Here is a 14,802-nt window from a genome sequence, read left to right on the forward strand (position 1 = left end):
CCCTTGGAGGTGAAATAAAGGAGGAGGTGGCGGCCGCAGGCCGACGCCGGAGGACATTCGCCGGAAAGGGCATGGGGGCCCAGCGCCCGACCCGCCGACGGCCGCGTCTGGAAAGCGCCAAGGCACGTTTCTGCCTGCCCCTCAGATGGGCGAAGAACCTTTTTTTTGCGTGGGCGCCCGTGCGTTGGTTGCGTAGCCACCCGAGTCGTTGGTTGCGTAGCCACCCATGGGGTGGCTCTACCCGGTTGCGTCGCGTTGTCACGCAATGACGGGGCGCCCGCGCGCGTATGCTGGGCGCCCCTGGCCCGTGGATGTTCCGATGCGTATCGCCCTGTCGTTGTTGCTGGCTGCCCTGTGCGGCACCGCCCTGCCCGCCCGCGCGCAGGACTGCCACGATGCGCAGGCGGCGGCGCAACAGGCGTACCTGGAGCGGGCAGGCAATGTGCTGCCGGACCGCGCCGGCTACACCCGGGACACCACGGGCAGCGTCTGCCGGCGCTGGCCGGCCCGCCCCGGGCTGACCCTGCTGGCCACGCCGGTCTGGCGCGATGGCGGCGACCACGACTCCCGCGATGGCGACGTAGAGGTGATGGTGATCGACTCCGACACCCTGGCACCGCGCGCCTGGACGGTGCTGGCGGGCGCGCTGGACAGCGACGCGGTGTTCTTCGACGGCATGCGCCTGGATACCGCGCGCTACCAGCTGGCCGCCGACACGCTGGCATTCGGGCTGCGCCTGCAGCGACGCAATGGCTCCGGCCCCAACCCGTTCAGCGAGGAACAGCTGCGGCTGCTGGCGATGCAGGGCACCGGCCTGCGCGAACTCAGCCCGCCGCTGGTGACGCGTCGTTACCAGGCCGAATGGGACACGCGCTGTGCGGGCGAGTCCATCGATGTGACACGCACGCTCTCGGTGGGCCGGCAACCGTCGCATGGCTTGGCCGAGCTGATCGTCAGCGAGCGCCGGGTGACCAGCCGCAGCTGGATGGACGGCGAGACGTGCCGCGACCAGGACACGCCGGTGGATAGCGAACGCCACGTGCTGCGCCATGACGGGCAGCAGTATGCGGTGCCGGAGGCGCTGCGGCCGCTGTAACGGGGCAGCCCGCCCGCGCTTCGTCGATGCTCAGCGTGCCGGGGCGGTGTGTCGGCGTGATACGGCGCGCTGGACCAGCATGCTGAGGCTGATCAGACCAATGCCAAGCAGCTCGCGCGGCCCCAGCCGTTCGGAAAAAAACGCGGCGGCGAACAGAGCGCCCAGGATCGGCACGAACAAGGTGAACCACGACGCGCGCAATGACCCCAGCCCGCGAATGGCGTAATACCAGAGCCAGAACACCAGGGCGCCGTTGAGCAGCCCCGCATACAGGATGCCGACCCCGTCCGACGGCGTCGGCACGGGCAAGGGGTGATCGAAGGCCACCACGGCCACCAGCAGCATCGGCAGGCTGGCGAGGAGGGCGATCAGCATCTGCACGGTGACGGCGGTGAACGGCTGCAGGCCCGGCCCGACCCTGCCCGACAAGCACGTCCCCACTGCCCACACCACCGCATTGCACAGCACCAGAACGGCGCCCGCCCCCATGCTGGCATCGCCACTGTAGACCCCCACACCCGCTAACGCAGCGGCAGGCGCGACCAGTGTCAGCCAGGACCATGATCGGCGCGCGACAGCCTCGATCAGGCTGGCGAACGCCGGCATCGTGTACATCATCGCCAGCACGCTGGACGCCGGAAAGTAGGCCAATGCCAGCATGTTGAGCGAAGCGACCACGCTGCCGGTCAAGGTCACGGCCCACAACAGGTAGCGGCGCTGCAGCGGCGCCATCTTGCGCAGATCGACCAGACTGCGGCGCACGAACGGCAGCAACGGCAGTACCCCGATCGCCATGCTGTAACAGCGGAACAGCCACGGCCCGAGGTGGTCGATGGCCTCTTTGGCGAACGAGAAACTGGTGCTCCAGATGATGACGACAACCAGCGCTGAGGCGAGGCTGCGGTGATCAGTTGATGTGCCGCTCATTCGGCAGGCACCGCATCGTAACGGGCAATGGCCGCCATGCGTGCCTGCGGCGGCGAAACCGACACCATCGAAACAAGATGCGGTGTCGAGCGCTTGCTGGTGTAAAAGACCAGCATCTGGAAAGCAGTCGGTACGAGGCATGCTCTTGCGGTGTGACACTCTCCGTCCAAGATGACCGTGAGCCCCCCGTGATTCGGGTCCCAGCCGCGCGTCAGATTCACTGCGACGCCAAAGCTCTGCCCCGGATCGCGGTGAGTAGATATGAAGTGCCCTCTGCCGAATCGACTTATATAAAACTGGACGATCCTTGTCGGCCTCCTTGCGGTGACGTTGCACAACACGTTTGACATGGCCGTTGAACCCAACAGCCGTTTCATCGAGTGGAATTCGTAGACGCCTGCATTGGCAATACTGTCGTTCAACCTCTCGAATGAGAACGAGAATCTACCCTCTTTCAGATCTTCCTCGGCCATGCGCTGATGTCGAGCTATCTCACTCAGTCGATCATGTGGAAACTCGAACTCTCCTTCGCGATTCCTGATGATGTGTGACCACGCGCCTTCCGGGATTCGCCCAAGGTTGCCTGCAGCCTCCTGCACATCCGGGAGATATGCCGCCAGATCGAAGTATGCAAACCCGTCGCGCACGAAGCAGCCCCGAATTTCATCCAGCGTACTCAAAGACAACCTCCTCCCGGACTTCGTAAGACTGCAATGACAAATGGAATCGACGCCCGACCAATCTGCACCTGTCGTGTCGAGTGATCAGCTTTACCACCTGATCTGCCGCCAGCCCAGCCATCACCGCCAATGAAGGAGCGCTCTGCCAAGCATTGACGAGCCGATTTCCGTTGCAGAAATCGTTTCGCATACGCGCCTCTTGAAACGACCTGATGAGCGGGTCGGCGCTATAGAAGGCGCCCTTGGCCCCCTCCCGAACTGACTCATAGGAGGCGTGCTGCCCGTCGTTGGGAAAAATCGGCCCTACTGATATGTCGAGCGGATCCCCTCCCAGTTCGATGACAGGAATGCTCCGCGCATGGGCCAGCCTGTGGACCTCGCGATCGACCGTTTTTGCTCGGTAGTACCCCAGGCTTGCCCAAGCGAGCACAACCAGATCAACGCCCTCAAGAAGCTGCTCAAGCCGGTCCGTCTGCTCGGTTGCAAACTCTGCCACTGGCTCTACGCATACGTTGGGATTGTGTCGCGCCAGGCTATCGACGGCCGCAGCCACTTTCTTCCGACCGACATCGGACGATTCGTACAGAATCTGTCTATTCAGATTCGAAACCTCGACATCATCACCGTCGACGATTCGTAGCACCCCGACTCCCAGCCTTGCGAGGTTCAAGCAACACCATGTGCCCCACCCCCCCATCCCCAGGACAAGAACGCGTGCGCCCTTCAAGCGCTCCTGGTAGATCGAGCCGTGCGATACGCATTCCTCATCGATGAGAGAAAACTGAAGAATCTGGCGGTCGTATCGCTCCATCTCTTCCACGCTGAGCGTAGCGGAGACTCTCCCCCCCTCTTCCAGTAAACCGAACCCAGCCAGCGCCTCGATGAAGCTCTCGATCTCACTATCCTGTGCACCCAGCTCTTGTGCCGAGGCTGCTTTGATGATTCGCGGCAACGTGTGCTGTCCGTCGAGCAAGGAGAGTACGCCGGTTGCCCATGGCGGCGGTTGGTGAAGGATCTTCGCCTTCCCAGGGATCTCTCCGATACAGATATCACCGTCTTCGGAGACCATGACGTGATGAGAGCGCTTCAACAGCGGCTTGGCGTAACGCATTGCGTACCTCACTCAGCATGGAAGGAGGCGGGCATGCAGCCCGCCCCCTTTTCGACCTTCAGGCAAGATGAATGCGCTCACCGTCTCGGTACATCGCATCCTCTTCGCTGATCGCGGAGATGCGTTCGTTGAGATCGACAAATACAAGACTGGACATGTTCAATCCTTCCGCTTCGTCACGCGCCGACATCGACGCCATTCGAAGCTACGTTTCATCGCGACAACTTTCGGAGGTCTCGGTCAAGCAACTGGAGATGCACAGCAATTTCGGATATTTCCTAGTAACCCCTTTGCGAGCATCCGTTTCTGCGCGGAGGCAATCTCACGTCTGGCCGGCGGAGCACACGTACGTGATGGCCCGAGCGGCCGCAGTCCAGCGCGTGCAGGGCATGGCCGACCCTCACCCGTGACACATGTCACGGTGCGGTCATATGACAGACGCTGCGCTGTCATCGAACCGTTATGGAATGAGCACCGGGCGGGACACCCCGCACCGTCATCCATCCCAGGAGCCACCCCGTGATCCACGCCTTCAAGTCGCGCGCCGCCGTTGCCGTCCTCGCCGCGTCGTCCGTGTTCGCCGCCAATGCCGCCGATGTGACCGGCGCGGGCGCCTCGTTCATCTACCCGGTCATGTCCAAGTGGTCGGCCGACTACAACACCGCGACCGGCAAGAAGGTCAATTACCAGTCGATCGGTTCCGGTGGCGGTATCGCCCAGATCAAGGCGGCCACGGTGGACTTCGGTTCGTCCGATGCGCCGCTGAAGCCGGAAGAGCTGGCTGCGGCCGGTCTGGCCCAGTTCCCGTCGGTGATCGGCGGCGTGGTGCCGGTGATCAACGTGGCCGGTATCGCACCGGGCGCACTGAAGCTCGACGGCCCGACGCTGGCCAACATTTTCCTGGGCAAGATCAAGACCTGGAACGACCCGGCGATTGCGGCGCTGAACCCCGGCGTGAAGCTGTCCGACGGCAAGATCACGGTTGTGCACCGTTCGGATGGTTCGGGCACGACGTTCAACTTCGTCAACTACCTGTCCAAGGTCAACCCGGAGTGGAAGAGCAAGGTCGGCGAAGGCACCTCGGTGCAGTGGCCGGTTGGCATCGGCGGCAAGGGCAATGAAGGCGTTGCTGCGTACGTGAAGCAGATCAAGGGCGGCATCGGCTACGTGGAGCTGTCCTACGCGCTGCAGAACAAGATGTCGTACGCGGCGATGAAGAACGCGTCGGGCAAGGTGGTGCTGCCGAGCGATACGTCGTTCGCCGCGGCCGCCGCCAGCGCTGACTGGGCGAGTTCGAAGGACTTCTATCTGGTGATGACGAACGCGCCGGGCGCGGACGCCTGGCCGATCACGGCGACGAACTTCATTCTGGTGCGCAAGCAGCCGAAGAACGTGGCCAACGCGAAGGCTACCCAGGAGTTCTTCCGCTGGATCTACAAGAGCGGTGATGCGCAGGCCAAGCAGCTGGACTATGTGCCGCTGCCGGACACGCTGGTGAAGCAGATCGAGACCTACTGGTCGCAGAATCTGAAGTACTGATCGGCAACAACGAGGCAATGGCGGCGGCAGGTCCTCTCTCCCCCTGCCGCCGCCGGGCGCGGATCGAAAGATCCGCGCCTTTTCTTTTTTGTGGGGTTTGTTTTTTTTAGAAGCTTAAAAGCCCAGAGCTGGAGCTGGAGCCATTGCCAGAGCCTGGCGACGTGCGGGGTCGGTTCTGCTGGCTGGGCTGGTGGGGGTGGGCAGCCGGGGCACGCTGCAAGTACGTCCTTGTAAGCTCCGCCATCGCATCCATGCGATGGAGGGCCCCGGCTACCCACCCCCACCAGCCCCCGACAGTTTCCTGGCCCGTCAGCAAAAGCGCCTGCGCAATGAAGCGGCAATGCGGTTGGATCTGATCTGAGTTGCCTTGGTCTGGTGTCTGGGATTTGGGATTTGGGATTTGGGTGCTCGGATGCTGGGGTGAAGGTTGAGGGTCTTGTCTTTGGCTTATCCATGGCCTCCGGCCAACTGTCTGGGGCGGGGGTGTGGGGGTTCGCGGGGCCGTTGGGCCGCATGGGCCCGACGCATGCGTCGGGCGGGTTGGGCAGGACGCCCAACCCAGGTCTTGCCGTGTACGCAGGATTGCGTACGCGAGCAAGCGGCTCACGAGCCTCCATGGATGGATTTACGGCGTGCCCCGTGAACCCCCACGCCCCCGCCCAATCAGGCGCAAGCGGCAATATCGCCTTTGACTTCCAGCACTTGAGACTTGAGCTAAATCCCCGCCCCACGGGCGTTTCCCGTGCACCCGGTCACACCGTCATACGGCTGTAACAAAAACATCATTTCATAGCAGCGTCGCCGGAGAGACCGGCCCCTATCCCGCTACGGAGTGACCGATGAAACTGCACACGGCTGGCTTGACCGCCCTTTCCCTGGCCATCGCGCTGGGTCTTTCCGCCTGCAAGCCGGGCGCCGAAGGCCAGGCTGCCGCGCCGGCTACCGACGCTCCCGCGGCTGCGCCCGCTGCCGGTGATCGCCTGACCGCTGAAATTTCCGGCGCCGGCGCGTCCTTCATCTTCCCGCTGGTGTCCAAGTGGTCGGCTGACTACAACAACGCCACCGGCGCCAAGATCAACTACCAGTCCATCGGCTCCGGCGGCGGCATCGCGCAGATCAAGGCCGGCACCGTCGACTTCGGTTCTTCCGACAAGCCGCTGAGCAGCGAAGAACTGGCCCAGGCCGGTCTTGGCCAGTTCCCGTCGGCGATCGGCGGCGTGGTGCCGGTGGTCAACATCGACGGCCTGGAAGCAGGCAAGCTGCGCCTCAGCGGCGCGCTGCTGGCCGACATCTTCCTGGGCAAGGTCAAGACCTGGAACGACCCGGCCATCGTGGCCGCCAACCCGGGCGTCAAGCTGCCCGACGGCAAGATCACCCTGGTCCACCGCTCCGACGGCTCGGGCACCACCTTCAACTTCTCCAACTACCTGTCCAAGGTCAGCCCGGACTGGAAGAGCAAGGTCGGCGAAGGCACCTCGGTGCAGTGGCCGGACGGCGTGGGTGGCAAGGGCAACGAAGGCGTGGCCTCGTACGTGAAGCAGATCAAGGGCTCCATCGGCTACGTCGAACTGGCCTACGCGCTGCAGAACAGCATGCCGTATGCCTCGATGCAGAATGCCGCCGGCAACTGGGTACAGCCGAGCGCCGAAACCTTCGCGGCTGCCGCCGCCAGCGCCGACTGGGCCAGCGCCAAGGACTTCAACCTGGTCATCACCAACGCCCCGGGCGACCAGGCGTGGCCGATCACCGCCACCAATTTCATGCTGATGCACAAGCAGCCCAAGGATGCCAAGCGCAGCAAGGAAACCCTGGCGTTCTTCAAGTGGGCCTTCGAAAACGGCCAGAAGCAGGCCAACGAACTGCATTACGTGCCGCTGCCGGCCGAGCTGGTGACGCAGATCGAAGGGTACTGGGCGGCTGAATTCAAGTGATCCAGACCGGACCCGCGCGTTGCGCGGGTCCGGAGTGTGGCGCCATGACACCGTTCTGCCAGGCATGGCCTGGCACTACCCCACCTAATTTTGGGCCCCCGCCTTTCCCATGAATGCCATCGCCCAGCCTGTTCCCGCACCGTCCACCCGCGACCTGCGTGACGCCCGCAATGACAAACTGTTCCGGTGGGTCCTGATCGCCACCGTCATCCTGGTGCTGGTGGCCCTGGCCTGCGCCGCACTCTCGATGCTGTGGGGCGGCCGCCATGCCCTGCAGGAGCAGGGCCTGAGCTTCTTCTATTCGTCCGAATGGAATCCGGTCGAAAACAAATTCGGCGCCCTCGCGCCCATCTACGGCACCCTGGTCACCGCGTTGATCGCGATGGTCATCGCCGTGCCGGTGAGCTTCGGCATCGCCTTCTTCCTCACCGAAGTGGCGCCGCGCTGGCTGCGTGGCCCGGTCGGTACCGCCATCGAACTGCTGGCCGGCATCCCCTCGATCATCTACGGCATGTGGGGCCTGTTTGTGCTGGTGCCGGTGATGACCGAGTACGTCACCCCGTTCCTCAACGACCACCTGGGCACCTTGCCGATCATCGGCCCGCTGTTCCAGGGCCCGCCGCTGGGCATCGGCGTGCTTACCGCCGGCTTCGTGCTGGCCATCATGGTCATTCCCTTCATCTCCTCGGTGATGCGCGAAGTGTTCCTCACCGTGCCGACCCGCCTGAAGGAATCGGCGTACGCGCTGGGCTCCACCAAGTGGGAAGTCAGCTGGGACATCGTGCTGCCCTACACCCGCTCGGCGGTCATCGGCGGCATCTTCCTGGGCCTGGGCCGCGCGCTCGGCGAAACCATGGCGGTGGCCTTCGTGATCGGCAACAGCGTGCGCCTGTCGCCGTCGCTGCTGGAACCGGGCACCACCATTGCCGCGCTGATCGCCAACGACTTCGGTGAAGCCACCGAAACCTATCGCTCGGCGCTCCTGCTGCTCGGCTTCGTGCTGTTCATCGTCACCTTCGTGGTGCTGGCAATCGCCCGCCTGATGCTGATGCGTCTGTCCCGCAAGGAGGGCAACTGATGTCCACCGTCGCCAAGAGCTCTTCCCAGCCGCTGTACCTGCGCCGCCGCATCGTCAATGTGGTCGCGCTGCTGATGTCCTGCCTGACCGCGCTGTTCGGCCTGTTCTTCCTGGGCTGGATCCTGTGGACGCTGGCCTCCAAGGGCCTGGCGGGCATCAACCTGGACCTGTTCACCAAGATGACCCCACCGCCGATGCAGGAAGGCGGCCTGGCCAATGCGTTCTTCGGCAGCGCGGTGATGTGCGGCCTGGCCATTGCCATCGGCACGCCGCTGGGCGTCCTGGCCGGCACCTGGCTGGCCGAGTACGGCAACTTCCGCAAGGCCGGCACCGTGGTCCGTTTCGTCAACGACATCCTGCTGTCGGCACCGTCGATCGTGCTGGGCCTGTTTGTCTACACGCTGTACGTGATGCAGACCGGCGGGCAGTTCTCCGCTTTCGCCGGTGCGCTGTCGCTGGCCTTCATCGTGCTGCCGGTGGTGGTGCGCACCACCGATGAGATGCTGCGCCTGGTGCCCTCGCAGATGCGCGAAGCGGCGCTGTCGCTGGGCATCCCGCAATGGAAGGTGACTGTGCAGGTGCTGTACCGCAGCGCCGCCGCCGGCATCGTCACCGGCATCCTGCTGGCGCTGGCCCGCATCTCCGGTGAAACCGCGCCGCTGCTGTTCACCGCCTTCGGCAACCAGTACTGGAACAGCAACGTGTTCCAGCCGATGGCCTCGGTCCCGGTGGTGATGAACCAGTTCGCCGGCAGCCCGTATGAATCCTGGCAGGTGCTGGCCTGGGCCGGCGCGCTGGTGCTGACCGTGTTCGTGCTGCTGGTCAGCCTCTCTGCGCGCGGCATCCTGCTGCGCAACCGTATCTCCCATGACTGACCTTTCCGCGGATATCGCCATGAACGATCTTTCCAACGCCGTGCCGATGCAGCGCATCGTGGTCCCGGCCTCGCATGAAAACCTGCAGACCCCGGCGCCGATCAAGCTGGCCGCGCGTGGACTGGACTTCTACTACGACAAGTTCCATGCGCTGAAGAACATCGAGCTGGAGATCCCCGAAAAGCGCGTCACCGCCCTGATCGGTCCGTCCGGCTGCGGCAAGTCCACGCTGCTGCGCATCTTCAACCGCATCTACGCGCTGTACCCCAAAATGGAGGCGCGCGGTGAGGTGCTGCTGGACGGCGAGAATATCCTGGCGCCGAAGTACCCGATGAACCGCCTGCGCAGCAAGGTGGGCATGGTGTTCCAGAAGCCGGTGCCGTTCCCGATGACCATCTTCGAGAACGTGGCCTACGGCATCCGCCACCACGAGAAGCTGTCCAAGGCCGACATGGCCGTGCGCGTCGAGCAGGCGCTGCGCCAGGGTGCGCTGTGGGACGAGGTGAAGGACAAGCTCAACCAGAGCGCGCTGGGCCTGTCCGGTGGCCAGCAGCAGCGTCTGTGCATTGCCCGTGCCGTGGCCCTGCGCCCGGACGTGCTGCTGCTGGACGAGCCGACCTCGGCGCTGGACCCGATCTCCACCAGCCGCATCGAGCAGCTGGTGGAAGAGCTCAAGCACGATTACACGATCGTGATCGTGACCCACAACATGCAGCAGGCCGCGCGCGTGTCGGACTACACCGCCTTCATGTACCTGGGCGACCTGATCGAACACGACCGCACCGAAGTGATCTTCTCGCAGCCCAACAAGCAGCAGACAGAAGACTACATCACCGGCCGTTTCGGCTGATCCCGGCCACGAACCTTTGGATGACACCCGCATGAGCATTCCCAACGACCATATCGTCAAGAGTTACGACGAAGAGCAGCAGCGGCTGGTGGCCGAGATCGTGCGCATGGGCGAGATGGCGGTCGCACAGCTCGAGGCGTCGATGGACGTGATCGAGAAGCGCGACGAGAACGCCGCCCAGCGCATCATCGCCAACGACGAGGCGATTGACGGCCTGGAGCAGCAGATCAGCCACGACGTGATGCGTCTTGCACTGCGCGGACCGATGGCGCGCGACCTGCGCGAGATCCTGGCGGGCCTGCGCATTCCGGCCGATATCGAGCGCATCGGTGATTACGCCGCGAACGTGGCGAAGCGTTCGATCGCCCTGAGCAAGGTACCGCCGCTGCCGCAGATCCAGGGCCTGCGTTCGCTGGGCCGGCTGGCAGCGCAGCAGGTACGACGCGCGATCGAGGCCTACCGCGACAACGACGCGGCCGCCGCGCTGGCACTGCGCGACGACGACGCACGGCTGGACGCACAGTACACCGCACTGTTCCGCGAGCTGCTCACGTACATGATGGAAGACCCGCGCAACATCACGCCGTGCACGCACCTGTTGTTCATGGCCAAGAACCTGGAACGCGTGGGCGACCACGCCACCAACATCGCCGAGAACGTCTGGTTCCTGGTACACGGCGAGCAGGTCCTGCCCCCCCGCGAAAAGCGCGACGAAACCAGCAGCACCGATCACGTCTGAACTGCCGAACTATAGAAAAGCAAAAGCCGTTGCCTTCGGGTGGCGGCTTTTTTTCGTTTCGGGCTTCCATGTCGCCCAAGAATGGAGCTCAACAGCTGCAGTCTTCTCGTTGACCTGAGTTGGGCGGGGGTGTGCGGGTTCGCAGGACACGCCGCAAGTACGTCCGTGTAGGCTCCGTCGCCGCATCCATGCGGCTCAGGGTCCCGCGAACCCACACACCCCCACCCTAGACAGTTAGCTGGCAGCCATAGCAAAGCAGAGCACTGCAAAGCTGCAACGGCACGGATCTAAATGCTCTGCTTCTTCGTTGCGATCCGACTCACTGTCATAGGTGGGTACGGGTGGGTTGGCGGGACCGTTGGGCGCCATGGATGGCGCCCACGAGCCTCCAAGGATGGATTCACGGCGTGTCCCGCCAGCCCACCCGTACCCGCCAAGCCAGGCACGCCCGCACCAACAGCTGTTGCAGTTGCAGTTGCAGTTGCTCCAGCTCTGGCTTTTCGCTTCTAAAAAGAAAAACAACCACCCCCACACTTCACGAAACGTTGAATCCTGTGTGAGGATTCGTTGAGCCGGGCCGGCCCACCATGGCCACACCTGCTGCCCCCACGCAGCCATCCCGGGCCCCGGCCCATACCAAGGAGCACCACCCGATGAGCAATCCCACCCGTTCGCTGTCCCTGCTGGCCGCCACCGCGCTCGTCGCCGGCCTCGGCGTCACCGCGTCGGCGTCTGCGCTGAGCATGACCGACCTGGCCCAGGGCTACCTCGTTGCCGGGCAGGCCGCGACCAAGGCCGCCGAAGGCAAATGTGGTGAAGGCAAGTGTGGCGCCCATGGCGACAAGGCCGGCACCAAGGCCGCTGACAAAACGGCCACCGCAACCGGCGCCAAGGCCGCCGAAGGCAAGTGTGGCGAAGGCAAGTGCGGCGCCGACAAGGGCAAGGGCACCGGCGCCAAGACCAAGGCCGCCGGCGACAAGAAGGCCGCGGAAGGCAAGTGCGGCGAAGGCAAGTGCGGTGCCAAGCACTGACCGCATCGCCCCGGGCATGCACCGGTCGCCGCTGCCTGCGGCGGCGACCGGGCTGGGCCTGCGCCGCGCACTGCTGCAGACCCTGCGTGATGCCCCGGCCGGCGACCTCGACTTCCTCGAATGCGCCCCGGAAAACTGGATCGGCGTGGGCGGCCCTGCCGGGGAGGCCCTGGCCGACCTCGCCCAGCGCTACCCCCTGAGCTGCCACGGCCTGTCCCTGTCGCTCGGCAGCACCGCGCCGCTGGATACCCAACTCCTTGAACAGGTGGGCCGGTTCCTCGACCAGCACCGGGTACCGCTGTACAGCGAACACCTGAGCTACTGCAGCGACGATGGCCACCTCTACGACCTGCTGCCCATCCCCTTCACCGATGAAGCCGTGCACCACACCGCCGCGCGCATCGCCCGCGTGCAGGATGTCCTGGGCCGCCGCATCGCGGTGGAAAACGTCTCCTACTACCTCGCCCCCGAACCGGCCATGGACGAACTGGCCTTCACCAACGCCGTGCTGGCCGAAGCCGATTGCGACCTGCTGCTGGACGTCAACAACGTCTACGTCAACGCCTGCAACCACGGCTACGACGCCGACGCGTTCATCGCCGGGCTGCCCGCCGAGCGCATCGTCTGCCTGCACGTGGCCGGGCACCTGGACGAGGCCGAGGACCTCAAGATCGACACCCACGGCAGCGCCGTGATCGATCCGGTCTGGAACCTGCTGGCCCGCACCTACGCGCGCATCGGTGCACGCCCCACCCTGCTCGAACGCGATTTCAACTTCCCGCCCTACCCCGAACTGCGCGACGAACTGCGCACCATCCGCCAGCTGATGGCCGCATACGCCGGAGCCACCCGTGACTGACGCGCCGGCCCGCCTGCACGCCCAGCAGCGGGCACTCACCACCCACCTGCGCGACCCGGCACAGGTAGCCTCGCCCGCCGGATTGGACGCACGGCGCGTGGCGGTTTACCGGCGGCTGGTGTTCAACAACCTGCTGGGCCTGCTGGGCACCGGCTTCCCGGTCTGCGTGCAGCTGCTGGGTGATTCCGAGTGGACCGTGCTGGTAAGGCGCTTCGTGGCCGAGCACCGTGCGCAGACCCCGCTGTTCACCGAGCTGGCCGCCGAGTTCGTGCAGTGGCTGCAGGCCCAGCCGATGCTGCCGCACCCGGCGCTGGCCGAACTGGCCCACTACGAGTGGGTGGAAACCGCGTTGTACCAGCTTGATGCCCAACCACTGCCGGCCACGCCCGGGCTGGACCCGATGCATGCCCCCTTGCAGCGTTCGCCGTTGGCGTGGCCGCTGCTGTACCACTGGCCGGTGCACCGGCTGGGCAGCGACGACGCGCCCGGCGCGCCTGGCGACGCCCCCACCGGGCTGCTGGTGCGGCGTGACCCGGATGGGCAGGTGCGTTTTGCGTCCATCAGCCCGATGGCCGCGCAGTTGCTGGAACAGATCGGCCAACAGCCCGGCCATGCCGGCACGTGGCACCTGCAGCAGCTTGCACGGGCCCACGGCCTGGCCGCCGATGCACTGCTCGCCCCCGGAGCAGCATTGCTGCGCCAGTTCCACGGCAGCGGCGTTGTCGGCCCGGCCCCGCCCGCTTCCTGATCCCCCACCAAGGATTCCGTTGATGAAGACACCGTACCTGGCCGCCCTGCGCGGCCGGCTGGACCCGCTCGGCCCGTGGATTGCCCCGCTTGGCCTGCGCCTGCTGATGGCCTGGGAGTATTTCGAATCCGGCCGCGAGAAACTGCACGGCAGCAACTGGTTCGGCGACCTGCCGCAGGCATTTCCGTTTCCCTTCGACCAGATACCGGCCAGCGTCAACTGGCAGCTGGCCACGTGGTTCGAGCTGGTGGGCGCGGCCTGCCTGCTGGTCGGCCTGGGCACGCGCATGGCCGCCAGCAGCCTGCTGGTGCTGACCGTGGTGGCCACCGCCGCCGTGCATTGGCCCATGCACTGGGACGGGCTGGGCGAGCTGGCGATGGGCTATGCCATCACCGACCAGGGCTTTGGCAACTTCAAGCTGCCCGTGCTGTTCATGGCCATGCTGCTGCCGCTGGCCCTGCAGGGGGCTGGCCCGTTGAGCCTGGACCGGCTGCTGCAGCGCTGCCTGGCACGCTCGCCTGCGCTGGCCTGAGCGCGGGGGGCGTACAGCCCCCCTCTGCTAGAATCGCCGCATGACAGATGCCGCCTCGCCCCACACCGCCGCTCCGGCGCCTGCTGCCCCGGCAGTGAACCTGGCCATGTCCCAGCGCTTCCGCGGCTTCCTGCCGGTCGTGATCGACGTGGAGACCGGCGGCTTCGATTGCAACCGCAATGCGCTGCTCGAAATCGCCGCCGTGCCGATCGAAATGGACGAAAACGGGCTGCTGTACCCCGGCCAGACCGCCAGCGCCCACGTGATCCCGGCCGAAGGTTTGGAGATCGACCCGAAGTCGCTGGAAATCACCGGCATCATCCTCGACCACCCGTTCCGCCTGGCCAAGTCCGAGAAGGATGCACTGGACCACATCTTCGCGCCGGTACGTGCGGCGGTGAAGAAGTACGGCTGCCAGCGCGCGATCCTGGTCGGGCACAACGCGCACTTCGACCTGGGTTTCGTCAACGCCGCGGTGAACCGGGTGGGCCACAAGCGCAACCCGTTCCACCCCTTCAGCGTGTTCGACACAGTGACCATGGCCGGCATCGCCTATGGCCAGACCGTCCTCGCCCGCGCCGCCGCTGCCGCCGGGCTGGGCTGGGACGCCGACGAAGCGCACAGCGCGGTGTACGACACCGAGCAGACCGCCAAGCTGTTCTGCACCATCGCCAACGCCTGGCCGCGGTAACCCGGTACGCCCCCCGAAGGTAGAGCCGACCGTTGGTCGGCTGCACCCGATGTGCCGCTTCGCCTGGTAGAGCCGACCGTTGGTCGGCTGCCGTTCGCGCCAACCGCCTGCATGC

At 65.2% G+C, this 14,802-nt stretch carries 16 protein-coding genes; 12 read left to right on the plus strand and 4 right to left on the minus strand.

All coding sequences use genetic code 11. The features are described 5' to 3' along the window. Positions 1-319: 319 nt before the first annotated feature. Positions 320-1,096, plus strand: a complete 777-nt coding sequence (locus tag DX03_RS13090; RefSeq protein WP_051598859.1) for a PA3715 family protein — start codon at positions 320-322, stop codon at positions 1,094-1,096. A 30-nt stretch (positions 1,097-1,126) separates the two neighbouring features. On the opposite strand, the gene DX03_RS13095 is transcribed toward DX03_RS13090, so the two are convergent. The 4 genes from DX03_RS13095 to DX03_RS20730 are packed head-to-tail and all read right to left on the minus strand — an operon-like array spanning position 1,127 to position 3,971. Then, complete coding sequence (locus DX03_RS13095; protein WP_038689375.1) at positions 1,127-2,023, minus strand: DMT family transporter; 897 nt, start codon at positions 2,021-2,023, stop codon at positions 1,127-1,129. After that, on the minus strand, positions 2,020-2,703 hold the full coding sequence (locus tag DX03_RS21195) for a 2OG-Fe(II) oxygenase (protein WP_185753351.1): 684 nt from the start codon (positions 2,701-2,703) through the stop codon (positions 2,020-2,022). The genes DX03_RS13095 and DX03_RS21195 overlap by 4 nt, the downstream gene beginning before the upstream one ends. After that, on the minus strand, positions 2,687-3,814 hold the full coding sequence (locus tag DX03_RS13100; RefSeq protein ID WP_038689377.1) for a HesA/MoeB/ThiF family protein: 1,128 nt from the start codon (positions 3,812-3,814) through the stop codon (positions 2,687-2,689). The genes DX03_RS21195 and DX03_RS13100 overlap by 17 nt, the downstream gene beginning before the upstream one ends. A 58-nt stretch (positions 3,815-3,872) precedes the next feature. After that, the gene (locus DX03_RS20730) at positions 3,873-3,971 is read right to left on the minus strand and encodes a pantocin A family RiPP (RefSeq protein ID WP_185753352.1); all 99 of its coding nucleotides are present in this window, start codon (positions 3,969-3,971) and stop codon (positions 3,873-3,875) included. Positions 3,972-4,333: 362 nt separating this feature from the next. Here DX03_RS20730 and pstS (DX03_RS13105) point away from each other — a divergent pair, with 362 nt between their 5' ends. The 11 genes from pstS (DX03_RS13105) to rnt all read left to right on the plus strand — a co-directional run bounded on the left by pstS (DX03_RS13105) (position 4,334) and on the right by rnt (position 14,687). Then, positions 4,334-5,353, plus strand: coding sequence for a phosphate ABC transporter substrate-binding protein PstS (gene pstS / locus DX03_RS13105; protein WP_038689379.1), 1,020 nt, complete (start codon positions 4,334-4,336; stop codon positions 5,351-5,353). Positions 5,354-6,192: 839 nt separating this feature from the next. Continuing rightward, a complete protein-coding gene (pstS, locus tag DX03_RS13110; protein ID WP_038689381.1) occupies positions 6,193-7,284 on the plus strand; it encodes a phosphate ABC transporter substrate-binding protein PstS in 1,092 nt (363 codons plus the stop codon). A 109-nt stretch (positions 7,285-7,393) separates the two neighbouring features. Next, entirely contained in the window at positions 7,394-8,362 is a 969-nt protein-coding gene (gene pstC / locus DX03_RS13115) for a phosphate ABC transporter permease subunit PstC (protein WP_038689384.1), read from the plus strand. Then, positions 8,362-9,237, plus strand: a complete 876-nt coding sequence (gene pstA / locus DX03_RS13120; RefSeq protein WP_038689386.1) for a phosphate ABC transporter permease PstA — start codon at positions 8,362-8,364, stop codon at positions 9,235-9,237. Before pstC ends, pstA begins: the two co-directional genes overlap by 1 nt. 19 nt (positions 9,238-9,256) lie before the next feature. After that, a complete protein-coding gene (pstB, locus tag DX03_RS13125) occupies positions 9,257-10,087 on the plus strand; it encodes a phosphate ABC transporter ATP-binding protein PstB (protein ID WP_038689387.1) in 831 nt (276 codons plus the stop codon). Between the two features lie 31 nt (positions 10,088-10,118). After that, a complete protein-coding gene (phoU, locus tag DX03_RS13130) occupies positions 10,119-10,826 on the plus strand; it encodes a phosphate signaling complex protein PhoU (protein WP_038689389.1) in 708 nt (235 codons plus the stop codon). Positions 10,827-11,479: 653 nt separating this feature from the next. Then, positions 11,480-11,857: an HvfA family oxazolone/thioamide-modified RiPP metallophore gene (locus DX03_RS13135; RefSeq protein ID WP_038689391.1), complete on the plus strand. Its 378-nt coding sequence runs from the start codon at positions 11,480-11,482 to the stop codon at positions 11,855-11,857. Continuing rightward, the gene (locus DX03_RS13140; protein WP_038689393.1) at positions 11,844-12,716 is read left to right on the plus strand and encodes an HvfB family MNIO-type RiPP peptide maturase; all 873 of its coding nucleotides are present in this window, start codon (positions 11,844-11,846) and stop codon (positions 12,714-12,716) included. Before DX03_RS13135 ends, DX03_RS13140 begins: the two co-directional genes overlap by 14 nt. Then, positions 12,709-13,464 (plus strand): HvfC family RiPP maturation protein, encoded by a 756-nt coding sequence (locus tag DX03_RS13145; protein WP_038689395.1) that lies wholly within the window; start codon positions 12,709-12,711, stop codon positions 13,462-13,464. Before DX03_RS13140 ends, DX03_RS13145 begins: the two co-directional genes overlap by 8 nt. A 22-nt stretch (positions 13,465-13,486) precedes the next feature. Further along, the gene (locus tag DX03_RS13150) at positions 13,487-13,996 is read left to right on the plus strand and encodes an HvfX family Cu-binding RiPP maturation protein (RefSeq protein ID WP_038689397.1); all 510 of its coding nucleotides are present in this window, start codon (positions 13,487-13,489) and stop codon (positions 13,994-13,996) included. A gap of 40 nt (positions 13,997-14,036) precedes the next feature. Next, positions 14,037-14,687, plus strand: coding sequence for a ribonuclease T (rnt, locus tag DX03_RS13155; protein WP_425598277.1), 651 nt, complete (start codon positions 14,037-14,039; stop codon positions 14,685-14,687). Positions 14,688-14,802 lie beyond the last annotated feature (115 nt).

It is taken from the genome of Stenotrophomonas rhizophila, from assembly GCF_000661955.1.
GTDB classification, from domain to species: Bacteria; Pseudomonadota; Gammaproteobacteria; order Xanthomonadales; family Xanthomonadaceae; genus Stenotrophomonas; species Stenotrophomonas rhizophila.

What these genes read in the sequence shown, in the direction of transcription:
- pstC (WP_038689384.1), top strand. Translation starts at nt 7,394, where the DNA reads ATGAATGCCATCGCCCAGCCTGTTCCCGCACCGTCCACCCGCGACCTG.
- DX03_RS13135 (WP_038689391.1), top strand. Translation starts at nt 11,480, where the DNA reads ATGAGCAATCCCACCCGTTCGCTGTCCCTGCTGGCCGCCACCGCGCTC.
- pstS (WP_038689381.1), top strand. Translation starts at nt 6,193, where the DNA reads ATGAAACTGCACACGGCTGGCTTGACCGCCCTTTCCCTGGCCATCGCG.
- pstB (WP_038689387.1), top strand. Translation starts at nt 9,257, where the DNA reads ATGAACGATCTTTCCAACGCCGTGCCGATGCAGCGCATCGTGGTCCCG.
- pstA (WP_038689386.1), top strand. Translation starts at nt 8,362, where the DNA reads ATGTCCACCGTCGCCAAGAGCTCTTCCCAGCCGCTGTACCTGCGCCGC.
- DX03_RS13095 (WP_038689375.1), bottom strand. Translation starts at nt 2,023, where the DNA reads ATGAGCGGCACATCAACTGATCACCGCAGCCTCGCCTCAGCGCTGGTT.
- phoU (WP_038689389.1), top strand. Translation starts at nt 10,119, where the DNA reads ATGAGCATTCCCAACGACCATATCGTCAAGAGTTACGACGAAGAGCAG.
- DX03_RS13100 (WP_038689377.1), bottom strand. Translation starts at nt 3,814, where the DNA reads ATGCGTTACGCCAAGCCGCTGTTGAAGCGCTCTCATCACGTCATGGTC.
- DX03_RS13150 (WP_038689397.1), top strand. Translation starts at nt 13,487, where the DNA reads ATGAAGACACCGTACCTGGCCGCCCTGCGCGGCCGGCTGGACCCGCTC.
- DX03_RS20730 (WP_185753352.1), bottom strand. Translation starts at nt 3,971, where the DNA reads ATGTCCAGTCTTGTATTTGTCGATCTCAACGAACGCATCTCCGCGATC.
- rnt (WP_425598277.1), top strand. Translation starts at nt 14,037, where the DNA reads ATGACAGATGCCGCCTCGCCCCACACCGCCGCTCCGGCGCCTGCTGCC.
- DX03_RS13090 (WP_051598859.1), top strand. Translation starts at nt 320, where the DNA reads ATGCGTATCGCCCTGTCGTTGTTGCTGGCTGCCCTGTGCGGCACCGCC.